11 protein-coding genes are annotated in these 13,494 nt (G+C 71.5%); 6 read left to right on the plus strand and 5 right to left on the minus strand.

The annotated features are described in order from the left end of the window. Positions 1-539 precede the first annotated feature (539 nt). The 3 genes from ACWDY5_RS27280 to ACWDY5_RS27290 all read right to left on the minus strand — a co-directional run bounded on the left by ACWDY5_RS27280 (position 540) and on the right by ACWDY5_RS27290 (position 4,197). Positions 540-1,583, minus strand: a complete 1,044-nt coding sequence (locus tag ACWDY5_RS27280) for a hemolysin family protein (protein ID WP_449725010.1) — start codon at positions 1,581-1,583, stop codon at positions 540-542. Beyond that, entirely contained in the window at positions 1,580-2,941 is a 1,362-nt protein-coding gene (locus tag ACWDY5_RS27285; RefSeq protein WP_449725011.1) for a hemolysin family protein, read from the minus strand. Before ACWDY5_RS27285 ends, ACWDY5_RS27280 begins: the two co-directional genes overlap by 4 nt. A 227-nt stretch (positions 2,942-3,168) precedes the next feature. After that, a complete protein-coding gene (locus tag ACWDY5_RS27290) occupies positions 3,169-4,197 on the minus strand; it encodes a LacI family DNA-binding transcriptional regulator (protein ID WP_449725012.1) in 1,029 nt (342 codons plus the stop codon). Positions 4,198-4,321: 124 nt separating this feature from the next. Here ACWDY5_RS27290 and ACWDY5_RS27295 point away from each other — a divergent pair, with 124 nt between their 5' ends. From ACWDY5_RS27295 to ACWDY5_RS27310, 4 genes are all read left to right on the plus strand, one after another. Beyond that, positions 4,322-5,479 (plus strand): Gfo/Idh/MocA family protein, encoded by a 1,158-nt coding sequence (locus ACWDY5_RS27295; RefSeq protein ID WP_449725013.1) that lies wholly within the window; start codon positions 4,322-4,324, stop codon positions 5,477-5,479. Next, complete coding sequence (locus ACWDY5_RS27300) at positions 5,476-6,633, plus strand: dihydrodipicolinate synthase family protein (protein WP_449725014.1); 1,158 nt, start codon at positions 5,476-5,478, stop codon at positions 6,631-6,633. The genes ACWDY5_RS27295 and ACWDY5_RS27300 overlap by 4 nt, the downstream gene beginning before the upstream one ends. Continuing rightward, the gene (locus ACWDY5_RS27305; protein WP_449725015.1) at positions 6,633-7,454 is read left to right on the plus strand and encodes a sugar phosphate isomerase/epimerase family protein; all 822 of its coding nucleotides are present in this window, start codon (positions 6,633-6,635) and stop codon (positions 7,452-7,454) included. The genes ACWDY5_RS27300 and ACWDY5_RS27305 overlap by 1 nt, the downstream gene beginning before the upstream one ends. Positions 7,455-7,644: 190 nt before the next feature. Beyond that, positions 7,645-9,114 (plus strand): peptide MFS transporter, encoded by a 1,470-nt coding sequence (locus ACWDY5_RS27310; protein WP_449725016.1) that lies wholly within the window; start codon positions 7,645-7,647, stop codon positions 9,112-9,114. Positions 9,115-9,137: 23 nt separating this feature from the next. Here ACWDY5_RS27310 and ACWDY5_RS27315 read toward each other — a convergent pair whose 3' ends face one another. Both ACWDY5_RS27315 and ACWDY5_RS27320 read right to left on the minus strand, forming a co-directional pair. Further along, positions 9,138-10,415, minus strand: a complete 1,278-nt coding sequence (locus ACWDY5_RS27315) for a cytochrome P450 (RefSeq protein ID WP_449725017.1) — start codon at positions 10,413-10,415, stop codon at positions 9,138-9,140. Beyond that, entirely contained in the window at positions 10,412-10,969 is a 558-nt protein-coding gene (locus tag ACWDY5_RS27320; protein WP_449725018.1) for a TetR/AcrR family transcriptional regulator, read from the minus strand. Before ACWDY5_RS27320 ends, ACWDY5_RS27315 begins: the two co-directional genes overlap by 4 nt. Positions 10,970-11,194: 225 nt before the next feature. Between ACWDY5_RS27320 and ACWDY5_RS27325 the strand changes: the two genes are divergently transcribed. Both ACWDY5_RS27325 and ACWDY5_RS27330 read left to right on the plus strand, forming a co-directional pair. After that, positions 11,195-12,643, plus strand: a complete 1,449-nt coding sequence (locus ACWDY5_RS27325) for an alpha/beta fold hydrolase (protein ID WP_449725019.1) — start codon at positions 11,195-11,197, stop codon at positions 12,641-12,643. Positions 12,644-12,663: 20 nt separating this feature from the next. Next, on the plus strand, positions 12,664-13,464 hold the full coding sequence (locus ACWDY5_RS27330) for a S1 family peptidase (RefSeq protein WP_449725020.1): 801 nt from the start codon (positions 12,664-12,666) through the stop codon (positions 13,462-13,464). The last annotated feature ends 30 nt before the right edge of the window (positions 13,465-13,494 follow it).

Consider the following 13,494-nt stretch of genomic DNA (forward strand, 5'->3'; position numbering starts at 1 on the left):
GTGGGGGCTCAAACTTGGGCGCGCCGGGCGGGGGTTTTTTTTCCGAAACTTATTGTTTTGTCCCCCCCCCCGGCACACGCGAAGCAAGCTTCGGAGTGTCGAGGTCACGAACACACGACGCGAAAAAATCAAACCCGTCGCCTGGTCAAGAGCCCGCCGTGTCGCTGGCGCGCCACGCCTCTTCGCAACAAGTCTCCGCGAGGTGATGAGCCGCGCGCCGTGGCCGCGGGCTGGATACGCCGCTCGGGCCAACCCCCCGTCCCACGCTGGCCAACGCCTTGCCCCTCGTCGGCCAACCCCCCGTCCCACGCTGGCCAACGCCTCGCCCCACGTCGGCGAACGCCCCGTCCCAGTTCGGCCGACATTCCGTCCGGCATGGCCAATGCTCCGTCCAGCACGGCCACAACCCCCTCCGCAACGGCCAACCCTCCGTGCCGCGACGGCCAAAATCCCCCCGTGTGCCAGAACGGCCAACCCTCCGGCGAGCGCGGAGCGGGAGGTGTTCGCCGGGGGGTTGGCCGTTCTTGGTCCGCGTGTGGCTAGCTGGGGACGTGGGTTGCGTCTCGGACTGTGCCTACGTACTCCTCTACCAGGTCTTCCAGGGCTACTACGCCGAGCATGGTGCCGTCGGCGGCTACCGCGCCGGCCAGGTGGCTTTGGGCTCGGCGCAGGGCGGCGACCGCTTCGTCCAGGCGGGCGTCGGCGGGGAGTTCCGGCAGGCCGCGGATGCGGTTGCGGGGGACCGGGGTGGCCGGGTCCGCGCCTGCCAGGTCCAGGACGTCCTTGACGTGCAGGTAGCCGCGGACCGAGCCGGTGCTGGTGCGGACCGGGAACCTGGAGTAGCCGGTGCTGATCACCGCTTGTTGCACGTCGCCGACCGTGGGCTGTTCCGGGACCGTGGTCAGCTTGTCCAGGGGGACCAGGACATCCGCCACCGTGCGCTGGGCCGAGGACAGGGTCTGGGTGAGCCTGCGGTGTTCGGAGTCGTCGAGCAGGCCCTCGCGGCGGGACTCGGCGATCAGCTCGGACAGCTCGGTGGGGGTGTAGGCGCTGTCCAGCTCGTCCTTCGGCTCCACCTTGAGCAGCCGGAGCACGCCGTTGGCCAGCCAGTTCAGCGTGCTGATCACCGGGCGGACGACCCGGACGAAGAACACCAGCGCCGGCACCATGCGCAGCGAGGTGCGTTCCGGGCCCGCGATGGCGATGTTCTTCGGCACCATCTCGCCGAGCACGATGTGCAGCATTACCACGATCAGCACCGCGGCCACGAAGGCCAGCACGTCGGCCACCGCCTCCGGCACGCCCAGTGGCACCAGCAGCGGGCTGAGCTGCGCGGCCACCGCGGGCTTGGCGATGGCGCCCAGCGCGATCGAGCACAGCGTGATGCCCAGCTGCGCCCCGGCCAGCATCAGCGAGATCCGCTCGCTGGCCGCGATCACCGTGCGCGCCCCGGCCGAGCCGGCGTCCGCGAGCAGTTCCAGGCGGTCCCGGCGGGCGCTGATCAGGGCGAACTCCGCGCCCACGAAGAAAGCGTTGAGCGCCAGCAACAGCACCGACACCAGCAGGGCCACTCCGCCGCTCATGCCCGCACCCCCTCAGGCGCGACCACGGCGCCGGTCGGGGCGGGCTGCTCCAGCACGCGGGTGACCCGCAGCTCGGCGATCCGGTTGCGGTCCATCCGCATCACGGTCAGCCGCCAGCCGTCGTGCCGGACCTCGTCGCCCACCTGCGGGATGCGGCCCAGCCGGTAGAGCACGTACCCGGCGATGGTCTCGTAGTCGCCGTCGGGCAGGTCAAAACCGGTGGCCTCGGCCACCTCGTCGCCGCGCAGCAAACCTGAGACCATCCAGCTCTGCTTGCCCAGCGGGCGGACCGGGTTGACCTCGCCGCGGTCGTGCTCGTCGCGCACGTCCCCGACGATCTCCTCCACCAGGTCCTCCAGGGTGACCAGCCCGGCGGTGCCGCCGTACTCGTCGACCACCAGCGCCACCTGGAGGCCCGAGGCGCGCAACCGGTCCAGCAGCGCGTCCCCCTCCAGGGTGTCCGGCACCGTCGGCACCGGGCGGGCCAGCGAGGCGACCCTGGTGGTGTCGCGCTGCGCCACCGGGACGCCGAATGCCTGCTTCACGTGCACCACGCCGATCACGTCGTCCAGGTCGCCGCTGTGCACCGGGAACCGGGAGAACCCGGTGCGCTGGCTCAGCTCAATCAGGTCCAGCACGCTGGCGTCCGAGCGCAGCGCCTGCACGTGCACCCTCGGTGTCATCAGCTCGTCGGCCAGCCGGTCGCCGAAGCGCAGCGACCGGTCCAGCAGGGTGGCGGTGCTCTTGTCCAGGGTGCCGCGCACCGCGCTGGTGCGCACCAGCGAGCCCAGCTCGTGCGGGGACCGCGCCGAGCGCAGCTCCTCCACCGGCTCGACGCCGAACATGCGCACGATCCAGTTCGCCGCCCCGTTCAGCCCGGTGATCACCCAGCCGAAGGTCCGGGAGAACCCGGCCTGTAGCCCCGCGGTGGCGCGGGCGGTGGGCAGCGGCCTGGCGATGGCCAGGTTCTTGGGCACCAGCTCGCCGAAGACCATGGACAGCACGTTGGCCATCAGCACGGCCAGCGCCAGGGCGATCACCAGCGAGGCCGACTGGGGCAGCCCCAGCCAGCTCAGCAACGGGCCGAACAGCCGGGCCAGCGCCGGTTCGGCCAGGTAACCGGTGACCAGGGTGGTGATGCTGATGCCCAGCTGGGCGCCGGAGAGCTGGAAGGACAGCGTCCGGTGCGCGTGCTGGACCTGTTTGGCCCTGCGGTCGCCGACATCACGCGCGTGCGCGTCGACAGTGCTGCGCTCCAGCGCGGACAGGGAGAACTCAGCGGCCACGAACAGGCCGGTGCCCAGGGTCAGCACCACCAGGCCGACCAGGCTGAGCACGATGGAAAGCGTTCCGGTCACCTCGGGCCTCCGAGGAGACGGGTGTCCGGGTTGCTATGACAGCCGGGGCTTTCCCCCGGCTCGCTACTGTTTCCGGGGGACCGCGCGTCTGGCACGGGGTGCTTCACTCCTCAAACAGGATGGATCACAGAATCGGATCCGCGTGCGCGGATCGTACCCAGTGTAAGCGCTGGACAAACGCGGTTCGGCGGCAAAGCTGTGACCCATGTCCCCTCTTGGTGGGACCATCAGCGCGGCGGAGCCGTGGAGTCACGCAGCACGACCTCGCCGTTGACCCGCACCGACCGGGCCTGCGGCGGCGGGTCCTCATCCAGCGCCAGCCGGGCCGCGCGCTCGCCCATCTCCTCCAGCGGCAGCCGCACCGTGGTCAGCGAGGGCACCAGGTCGGACAGGGTGGGGATGTCGTCGAACCCGGCCACCGAGATGTCCGCCGGGATGGTCAGCCCGGCCGCGCGGAAGGCGGCCATCGCGCCCAGCGCCATCACGTCGTTGACGGCGAACACGCAGGTCGCCCGGGTCTTCCTGGCCAGCAGCTGCTCGGCGGCCGCGTAGCCGCCGTCGCGGGTGAACCCGCCGTGCAGCACGTCCTCGGCGCCCAGCTCGATGCCGGACTCGGCCAGCCCGGCCCGGAAGCCCGCCAGCCGGTCCCGGGCGCTGACCAGCTCAGGTGGCCCGGCCAGCACGGCGAAGCGGCGGTGGCCCTGCTCGACGAGCGCGCGGGCCAGCTTGGTGGCGCCCAGCTTGTTGGCCGGGATCACCGTGTCCGCGGGCAGCCTGGCCTGGGACACGCAGGCCAGCCTGCCGCCCTGGGCGGTGAAGGCCTGCACCTCGGCGGCCAGCTGCGCGGTGGTGTTGCGGTCGGTGGTCCTGGTGCCGGCCAGCACGATCGCCCTGGCCCGGTGCGCGCGCAGGGTGGACAGCAGCGCCAGTTCGCGGCCGGGGTCGCGGTTGGTGGTGCCGAGCACCACGATCAGCCCGTTCTCCTCGGCCACCCTGGTCACCCCGGCGGCGATGGAGGAGAAGTACGGGTCGGCGATGTCGTGCACCACCAGGCCGACCAGCACGCTGGAGTTGCGCGCCAGCGCCTGCGCGGAGGCGTTGGGCAGATAACCCAGGACGCGCGCCGTGGTCAGCACCCGGTCGCGCAGCTCGGTGCTCACCTGCCGGGTGCTGCCGTTGAGCACCCGGGACGCGGTCGCCAAGGACACGCTCGCCTGTCTGGCCACCTCGGCCAGCGTGACCTGCCGTTGCGTCACTGGTCTACCTCCATACTCGCGGTACGCAGAGTAGCGGGCGCGCGCCTTGACGGTGGCGATCCGGTGACCGTAGCGTGTTGGAAAGCGCTTTCCAGACTGCCGCCGAAGTTCACGGGAGGTCGACATGTCGGTGCGCCCCATCGGGATCGCACTCAACGGGGTTACCGGGCGGATGGGATATCGGCAACACCTGGTGCGATCCCTGCTGGCCATCCGCGCCGAGGGCGGCGTCCGGTTGCCGAACGGGGACACCTTGTTGCCGGAGCTCGTCCTGCTGGGCAGGGACCCGGCCAAGCTCAAGGACATCGCCGACCGGCACGACCTGCCGAACTGGAGCACCGATGTGGACGGTGTGCTCGCCGACCCCGCGGTCGAGGTCTACTTCGACGCGCAGGTGACCAGCGCGCGGGCCGAGGCGGTGCACCGGGCGGTCGCCGCGGGCAAGCACGTCTACGCGGAGAAGCCGATCGCGCCGGACGTGCCGGCCGCGCTGGCGCTGGCGCGGGCCGCGGAGGCCGCGGGCATCCGGCACGGGGTGGTCGCGGACAAGCTGTACCTGCCCGGCATCCAGAAGCTGCGACGGCTGATCGACGGCGGCTTCTTCGGCCGGGTGCTCAGCGTGCGCGGCGAGTTCGGCTACTGGGTGTTCGAGGGCGACTGGCAGCAGGCGCAGCGGCCCAGCTGGAACTACCGCGCGCAGGACGGCGGCGGCATCGTGCTGGACATGTTCGCGCACTGGAGCTATCTGCTGGAGGGCCTGTTCGGGCCGATCACCGCGGTCACCGCGCGGGCGGTCACCCATGTCCCGCAACGGTGGGACGAACAGGGCCGGCCCTACGAAGCCACCGCCGACGACGCCGCCTACGCCATCTTCGAGCTCGGCGACGGGGTGATCGCGCAGGTCAACTCCTCCTGGTGCACCAGGGTGCGGCGGGACGAGCTGGTCGAGTTCCAGGTGGACGGTGTGCAGGGCAGCGCGGTCGCCGGGCTGCGCGAGTGCGTGGCCCAGCACCGCGCGCACACGCCGAAACCGGTGTGGAACCCGGACCTGCCGGTGGAGTCGGAGTTCCGCGCGCAGTGGCAGCCGGTGCCGGACAACACCGTCTTCGACAACGGGTTCAAGGCGCAGTGGACGGAGTTCCTGCGGCACCTGGCCGATCCCGAGCCCGCCGCGGCCTACCCGCACAACTTCCACACCGCCGCCCGAGGGGTGCAGCTGGCCGAGCTGGGCCTGCGGTCCTCGGCGGAGGGCCGCCGCCTGAGCGTTCCGGAGCTGACGTGACCGAGGTCCTGCTGCCCCAGCCCGACGGCACCCTGCGCCGCCACGCACTCGACACCGGCGGCTGGCGCTGGTCGCGGCCGGCCAGGGCGGCCACCTCGCGGCAGGTGCTGGCCGCCGCGCACGTGGTCGCCGACCCCTTCGCCGACAACACCCCCGGCGCCCCGGCCGCCCTGGACTGGGACAGCACCCTGGCCTACCGGCACCACCTGTGGCGGCACGGCCTTGGCGTGGCCGAGGCGATGGACACCGCCCAGCGCGGCATGGGCCTGGACTGGCCGACCGCGGCCGAGCTGATCCGCCGCAGTGCCAAGGAGGCCCGCGCCTGCGGCGGCCGGATCGCCGCCGGGGTGGGCACCGACCAGCTGACCCGACCGGCCACCCTGGACCAGGTCGCCGAGGCCTACCTCGAACAGCTCGCGGTGGCCGCCGAGGCCGAGGTCCAGCCGATCCTGATGTGCAGCAGGGCACTGGCCGCCGCGGCGCGCTCGGCCGAGGACTACCACCGGGTCTACGACCGGGTGCTGGGCCAGGCCGACGGCCCGGTGATCCTGCACTGGCTCGGCCCCGCCTTCGACCCCGCGCTGACCGGCTACTGGGGATCGACGGAGGTCCCCGAGGCCACCGGGCACTTCCTGGACCTGATCTGCGCGCACCGGTCCAGGGTGGACGGGATCAAGGTCTCGCTGCTGGACGCCGGGCACGAGATCGGCCTGCGCCGCAGGCTGCCCGAGGGCGTGCGCTGCTACACCGGCGACGACTACCACTACCCGGAGCTGATCGCCGGCGACGAGCAGGGCCACAGCGACGCCCTGCTCGGCATCCTGGACGGCATCGCGCCGATCGCGGCCGCCTCACTGTCCCTTTTGGACTCCGGGGACACCGCGGGGTTCCGCGCCCAGCTGGCCACCACGGTCCCGCTGTCCAGCCACCTGTTCGCCACCCCCACCTACCACTACAAGACCGGCCTGACCTTCCTGGCCTGGCTGACCGGCCACCAGCCCGCCTTCGCCATGGTCGGCGGCGCGCAGTCCGCCCGCTCCCTGCCACACCTGGCCGAGGTCCTGCGCCTGGCCGACCGCACCGGCCTGCTGCCCGACCCCGACCTGGCCGCGCACCGCTGGACCGCCCTGCTCGCCACGGCCGGAGGCCTGTGATGCACCGCCTGTCGATGAACCAGATGACCGTGCGCAGCCTGTCCGTCCCGGAGCTGCTGGCGGCCTGCCGGCGCCACGAGGTCCCGGCGGTGGGCCTGTGGCGTGAGCCGGTGCAGACCCACGGCGTGACCCGGACCGCCCGCGAGGTCAGGGAGTCCGGCCTCGAGGTCTCCTCCCTGTGCCGGGGCGGTTTCCTCACCAACCCGGCGAACCAGTCCGAGGCCCTGGCCGACAACCGCCGCGCCATCGACGAGGCCGCCGAGCTCGGCGCGCAGTCCCTGGTCCTGGTCGTCGGCGGCCTGTTCGACCGCGACCTGCGGGCCGCTCGGACCCGGGTGGCGGACGCGGTGGCCGAACTAGCCCCGTACGCCGCGGAACGGGATGTCGTGCTGGCCCTGGAGCCCATGCACCCGGTGTTCTGCGCGGACCGAGGCGTGCTGTCCACGCTGAAACAGGCGCTGGACATGGTGGAGGCGATCGGGAGCCCGGCGGTGCGGGTGGTGGTGGACACCGTGCACGTGTGGTGGGACCCGGAGGTCGAGGCGCAGATCGCGCGGGCGGGGGAGCGGATCGCGCTGTACCAGGTATGCGACTGGATCACGCCATTGCCGGCGGATGTGCTGGCCGGGCGCGGGATTCCGGGACAGGGGCATATCGACTTCGGATATCTGGGGCGGTGCGTGGCCGCGGCCGGTTATGCCGGGGTGGCCGAGGTGGAGGTCTTTCACGAGGAGGTCTGGGCGGCGGATCCGGATGAGGTGTTCGCCAGGGTGGTCGCGGCGCACCGGGAACTGGTGCTGCCTGGACTGACGGCGGGCTGAACCGCTCAAATCTGGCACCGGTGCCGACCAAACCTTTTACCGGTGAATGAGACCCGTGTCACCAGGGTCTTTAGTGTCCCTCAATTCGGTGAAACACGGGCCGTTGTCGGGCGAAATCGGACGCGCGTACTCTTTCGCCCTTGACAGGTCCGGTTGACCCGGGCGGTGTGACATCAGGAGGGACCTCACCGTGAGCGCGACCGTCAACGAAGCGGCGCCGCAACGCGGCTTCTTCGGCCAACCACGAGGGCTGTCCAGCCTCTTCTTCACCGAGATGTGGGAGCGGTTCTCCTACTACGGGATGAAGGCGCTGCTGGTCATCTACCTCTACAAGGCCGTGAGTGAGGGCGGCCTGGGCATTCCCAAGGAGACCGCGATCGCGGTCGGCTCGGTGTACGCCGCCGCGGTGTACATGGGGTCCCTGCCCGGTGGCTGGATCGCCGACCGGCTGCTCGGCGCGCAGAAGGCGCTGCTCTACGGCGGCATCCTGATCATGTTCGGGCACATCAGCATGGCCATCCCGGCCGGGGCGTCCACGACCTACCTCGGTCTGGTGCTCATCGTGCTCGGCACCAGCCTGCTCAAGCCGAACATCTCCAGCATCGTCGGCCGCCTCTACGCCGAGGACGACCCGCGCCGCGACGCCGGGTTCACCATCTTCTACATGTCGATCAACATCGGTGGCGGCATCGCGCCGCTGCTGTGCGGCTTCCTGGCCGCCCAGTGGGGCTACCACGTGGGCTTCGGCGCGGCCGCGGTCGGCATGTTCTTCGGCCTGCTGCAGTACGTGCTCACCCGCAAGAACCTCGGCGAGGCCGGTCTGCGCCCGACCAACCCGCTGCCGGACGACCACCGCGCCAAGATCATCGGTCGGTTGGTCGGCATCGTGATCGCGGTGGTGCTGGCGATCGTGGCCGCCATCTCCCTGGGCTGGCTGGCCGTGGGCGGCGTGGTCGACCTGATCAGCCTGCTGTCCATCCTGCTGCCCGCGGGCTACTTCGTGTTCATGCTGCGCAGCGGCAAGACCACCGACGTGGAGCGGGACCGGGTCAAGGCCTACATCCCGCTGTTCATCGGCGCCACCCTGTTCTGGATGATCTTCGAGCAGGCCGGCACGGTGCTCAACATCTACGCCGAGGAGCGGGTGGACCGCAACATCTTCGGCTGGGAGTTCCCGGCGCCGTGGTTCCAGTCGGTCAACCCGGCCTTCATCGTGCTGCTGGCCCCGCTGGTGGCCGCGCTGTGGCTGCGCATGGGCACCCGGCAGCCGACCACCCCGCGCAAGTTCGCCGTCGCGCTGGTACTGGTCGGCGCGTCCTTCGGCATCCTCGCGGTGGCCGGGCTCAGCGGCGAGAAGGTCGGCGCGCTGTGGCTGCTGCTGGTCTTCGCGGTGCAGACCGTCGGCGAGCTGTGCCTGTCCCCGGTGGGCCTGTCCGCCACCACGAAGCTGGCCCCGGCCGCCTTCGCCTCGCAGATGATGGGCCTGTGGTTCCTGGCCACCGCCGCCGGCAACGGCATCGCGGGCCAGATCGCGCCGCTGTCCACCACCATGTCCGAGCTGGCCTACTTCGGTCTGCTCGGCGGCGCGGCGATCCTGCTCGCGGTCTGCCTGTGGATCGGCGCCAACCGCGTGAAGCGGCTGATGCACGGCGTCAACTGACGCACCCCGCTGCCCGCACCGGGTCAGGCCGCCGAACTGGCCGCCCGGCGCGGGCAGCGCGTCGGCAGGCTGGTCAGCATCGGCAGCGTCCGGCCGTCGCCGCGTTGTGGCGGCCCGGCCAGCTCCAGGCCGGGGTGCCGCTGGAACAGCTCGCGCAGCGCGATCGTGCCTTCCAGGCGGGCCAGTGCCGCGCCGACGCAGAAGTGGATGCCGCCGGAGAAGGCCAGGTGCTCCCTGGCGTTGGGCCGGGCCGGGTCGAACTTCGCCGGGTCCGCGAACACCGCGGGGTCCCGGTTCGCCCCGGCCAGTGAGAGCACCACCTGCTCACCGCGCCGGATCCGCTGTCCGCCCAGCTCCACCTCGGTCCTGGCGAAGCGCTCGGTCAGGTGCACCGGCGGGTCGTAGCGCAGCGTCTCCTCCACCACCGCCCCGGCCAGACCGGGATCGTGGCGCAGCCGGTCCAGCGCCTCCGGGTGGGTCAGCAGCGCCAGCGCGCCCTTGCCGATCAGGTTCACCGTGGTGCCGAAACCGGCCAGCAGCAGCAGTCCGCTGGTGGCCAGCAGCTCCCGGTTGCTCAGCGGCTCCCCGTCCACCTTGGCGTGCACCAGTCCACTGAGGATGTCCTCGGCCGGGTGGCGGCGGCGGAAGGCGATCAGCTCGGTGAAGAACTCCTGCAGCTCGGCCATCACCTGGCGCAGCCGCTCGTGCTCCCCGACGGAGTGCACCCCGTCGAAGGCCGGCGCTATCCGGTTCGCCCAGCCGCGGAAGCGCTCGTGCTCCGGCGTGGGCACGCCGAGCAGGTCGCAGATCACCTGCACCGGCACCCGGTTGGCGAAGGCCGGGATCAGGTCGACCTCGCCGCCGAACTCCTCCAGGCTGGCCCGCACGGTCTGCTCGATCCGCTCGGTGTGCTTGACCACCGCGCGCGAGGTGAACCAGGGCGCGGCCAGCCTGCGCAGCCGGGTGTGCGCCGGCGGGTCCATCATCAGGAACGAGTCCTCGATGGGGTGCACCAGCTCGTCCTCGGCGCGCACGGCAGGGGGCGCGTCGGGGTGGCGCATGCCGAAGCGGTCGTCCCGGAACACCCGCGCGGCCAGCGCGTGCTCGGTGGTCACCCAGAAGCCGAACCGGCTGCGCACCAGCGGGCCTGCCGCGCGGATCTGCTCGTAGAGCGGATAGGGGTCGCCGGTGCCGCGGCGGACCAGCCGCGCGCCGGGGTCGCCCAGCGCCGAGCCGCCCCACAGCAGGGCGCGGTGGGTCAGGAAGGTCAGCTGTTCCCGCAGGTGTGTCAGCACGGTCATCGGGCGATGCCTCTCAACACGGTCTCCACCACCAGTTCCGGCGCCTGCTTGGGCGCGAGCTCGCCGTTGTCCACGGCCTCCCAGGCCGCGCAGACCACCGCCACGAACACCTGCACCACCCAGTTCGGCGACAGCTTCGGCGTGAAGTGCCCGCTCGCCTGCTGCCGCGCCACCAGCGCGCGCAGCGGCTCGGCCAGCCGCTCGAACCCGGCCATCACCTCGCGGTCCCTGGCCAGCGCGCTCTCATTCGCCAGCCAGGACACCCTCGGCCCCATCGGCAGCAGCGCGGCGGCCAGCTGCGAGAGGGCGCGCTCCGGCGGTTCGGCGGTCATGTCGACCTCGGCCAGGCCCTCGGCGATGGTGGCCAGCGCGTCAAAGGCCAGCGCCTGCAACAGCACGTCCCTGGTCGGGAAATGCCGGTGCACGGTGGTGCGGCCGATGCCCGCGGCCGCCGCGATCTCACCGAGGCTGGCGCCGGAGTCCTTGGCCAGCAGGCGGGCGGCGGCGTCGAGCACCCGGCTCCGGGTGCGGGTACCGCGTGGTGTGGTGGACATCCCCTGCCCCATCTGGAACAACTTTGTTCCACTGTGTCGTCACTCCACGTCCTGGGCAAGCAGCCGGATGGCGGGTGCGGATAGGGCCATTTGGTTGGTACCGCGGCTGAGGACACGCGTCCCGTGGTGCGCATCACTCGCCGTGCTGCGCGGCTGAACCCGCCTGTGACGAACCCGTGACACCGTGCGCACGGAACGCGGACAACGCGTTCCTAGCGTGCTGGCATGATCACAACAACGAGGGTCCTGCGCCTGGGGATGGTGGCCGCCGCGGTCGCCGTGCTACCCGCGCCCGCGGCCCAGGCGGCACCGGGACTCAACTGGCAGCCCTGCGCCCAAGTCGCGAAGGACTGGCCGTACAAGGACGACACCAAGACCGAGTGCGCGGAGCTGACGGTTCCGCTGGACTACGCGAAACCACAGGGCCGCAAGACCACGGTCGCGGTGAGCCGGGTGAAGGCCACCGGTCCGGCCAAGCGCAAGGGCGCGATCTTCTTCAGCACCGGCGGTCCCGGCATCGGCAACCTCACCGGTCCGCACGACATGACCGAGCGGCGGATCAGCGGGCTCAACACCGAGTACGACTTCGTCGGCATGGATCCCAGAGGCGCCGGCTACAGCGAGCCCATCTCCTGCCAGGCGCCCGATCCCGGAGTGCTGCCGCCCACCGCCACCGCCAAGGAACGCGCCAAGAACAGCTTCGACTACGAGGCCGGGCTCAACAAGCTCTGCGCGGCAAAGGATCCCGAGTTCGTCCGGCAGCTCACCCCGGACAACGCCGCCCGCGACGTGGACGCCTTCCGCGTCGCGCTCGGTGAGCAGAAGATCGGCTTCTACGGCATCTCCTACGGCACCCTGATCGGCACCCGCTTCCGCGCGCTGTTCGACGACCGGGTGGACAAGATGCTGCTGGACTCCGGCATGCCGCCGGTCCAGGACCACACCTGGATGGACGAGAGCATCGACAAGCAGTCCGAGGCGGCGTTCCCGGCCTTGCTCACCTGGCTGGCCAAGCACGACCAGGAGTACCACTTCGGCAGCACCGGGGCCGCGGTCCGCAAGACCCTGTTCGACCTGCGCGCCGAGCTTGGCCGCAACCCCCGCATGGTCGGCGAGACCCGGCTGGACGCGGAGTGGGCGAGCAGCCACTTCAGCGCCAGCCCCGCGGGCTACGGCCATGCCGCGAGCGAGCTGGCCAAGGCGCTGGAGGGTGGCGCGCCCGCCCCGGCGCCGGAGCAGCTGACGAAGCGGACCTTCGGCCTCGGCGACCCGCACAAGGGCATGAACGCCTTGCAGTACAACGCGATGATGTGCAACCAGGGCACCGGCGCCAGGGACTTCGACGCGATCTGGGCGAACAACGAGGAGCGGCAGCGGCGTTACCCGGCCACCGGCGGCGGCAACCTCACCGTGTGGTGTGCCGAGTGGCCGTGGCCCGGTCAGGCCCTGCAGCCGGTGCGCGGCAAGAGCCCGCTGCAGCACGTGGGCCACCTCGACGAGGGCAGCACGCCCTACCCGTGGACCGTGGCCACCAGGAACGCCGTCGGCGGCGCGCTGCTGACCGTGCTGGACGACTCGCACGGCTCGCTGTCCAAGATCCCCTGCGCGGCCAAGGCCGTCGACTTCTTCCGCACCGGCCGCACCACCGAGGGCAGCTGCCCCGGCACCCGCTGACCCAGGAACGGACCTCTCCCATGCGCACTCTCCCTGCCCTCGGCGCTGCCCTCGCGGGCCTGCTCCTGGCCGCCCCCAGCGCCCAGGCCGCGACCGTGGACTTCACCGGCGCGGTCAACGTCAACGGCTGCTCCGGCTCCGTGGTGCGGATGCCCAGCTCCCGCGACAACGACAAGGCCCTGGTGCTGACCAACGGCCACTGCTACGAGCACGGTCGCCCGGTGCCGGACGAGGTGCTGGTGGACCAGCCATCGCACCGGCTGTTCGACCTGCTCGACGCCTCCGGCAAGGTGGTCGCCGGGGTGCACGCCGCGCGCGCCCTCTACGCCACCATGACCGGCACCGACCTCGCGCTCTACCGGCTGCACGACAGCTACGCCGACCTGGCCAGGCAGGGCGTCCGCCCGCTGACCGTCTCGGCCAAGCGACCCGCCCGCGGCGCCGACATCCGGGTGGTCTCCGGCAGCTGGCAGCAGATCTTCTCCTGCAAGATCGACCAGCTCGCCTACCGGGTGCTGGAGACCGGCTACGTCACCAAGGACGTGGTGCGCTACTCCCCGGACTGCAAGACCGGCCCCGGCACCTCCGGCTCGCCCGTGGTGGACGCGGCCAGCGGTGAGATCGTGGCCATCAACAACACCAGCAACCGCGAAGGCGAGCAGTGCACGGCGAACAACCCGTGCGAGATGGACCGCGACGGCCGGATCACCGTGCGCAAGGGCATCGGCTACGCCACCCAGACGCACTGGCTGGTGGGCTGTTTTGGGCCGGGCAACCGGTTCGACCTGCACCGCGCGGGCTGCCTGCTGCCCAAGCCCTGAGCCGGATTTCCGCTGGAGGCCAGGCCGGTC

The organism is Crossiella sp. NPDC003009 (assembly GCF_053591555.1).

Bases quoted from the DNA above. Each gene is read 5' to 3' on its own strand.
- ACWDY5_RS27280 (WP_449725010.1), bottom strand. From the start codon at position 1,583: ATGAGCGGCGGAGTGGCCCTGCTGGTGTCGGTGCTGTTGCTGGCGCTC.
- ACWDY5_RS27295 (WP_449725013.1), top strand. From the start codon at position 4,322: ATGTCGGTGCGCCCCATCGGGATCGCACTCAACGGGGTTACCGGGCGG.
- ACWDY5_RS27305 (WP_449725015.1), top strand. From the start codon at position 6,633: ATGCACCGCCTGTCGATGAACCAGATGACCGTGCGCAGCCTGTCCGTC.
- ACWDY5_RS27315 (WP_449725017.1), bottom strand. From the start codon at position 10,415: ATGACCGTGCTGACACACCTGCGGGAACAGCTGACCTTCCTGACCCAC.
- ACWDY5_RS27320 (WP_449725018.1), bottom strand. From the start codon at position 10,969: ATGTCCACCACACCACGCGGTACCCGCACCCGGAGCCGGGTGCTCGAC.
- ACWDY5_RS27325 (WP_449725019.1), top strand. From the start codon at position 11,195: ATGATCACAACAACGAGGGTCCTGCGCCTGGGGATGGTGGCCGCCGCG.
- ACWDY5_RS27330 (WP_449725020.1), top strand. From the start codon at position 12,664: ATGCGCACTCTCCCTGCCCTCGGCGCTGCCCTCGCGGGCCTGCTCCTG.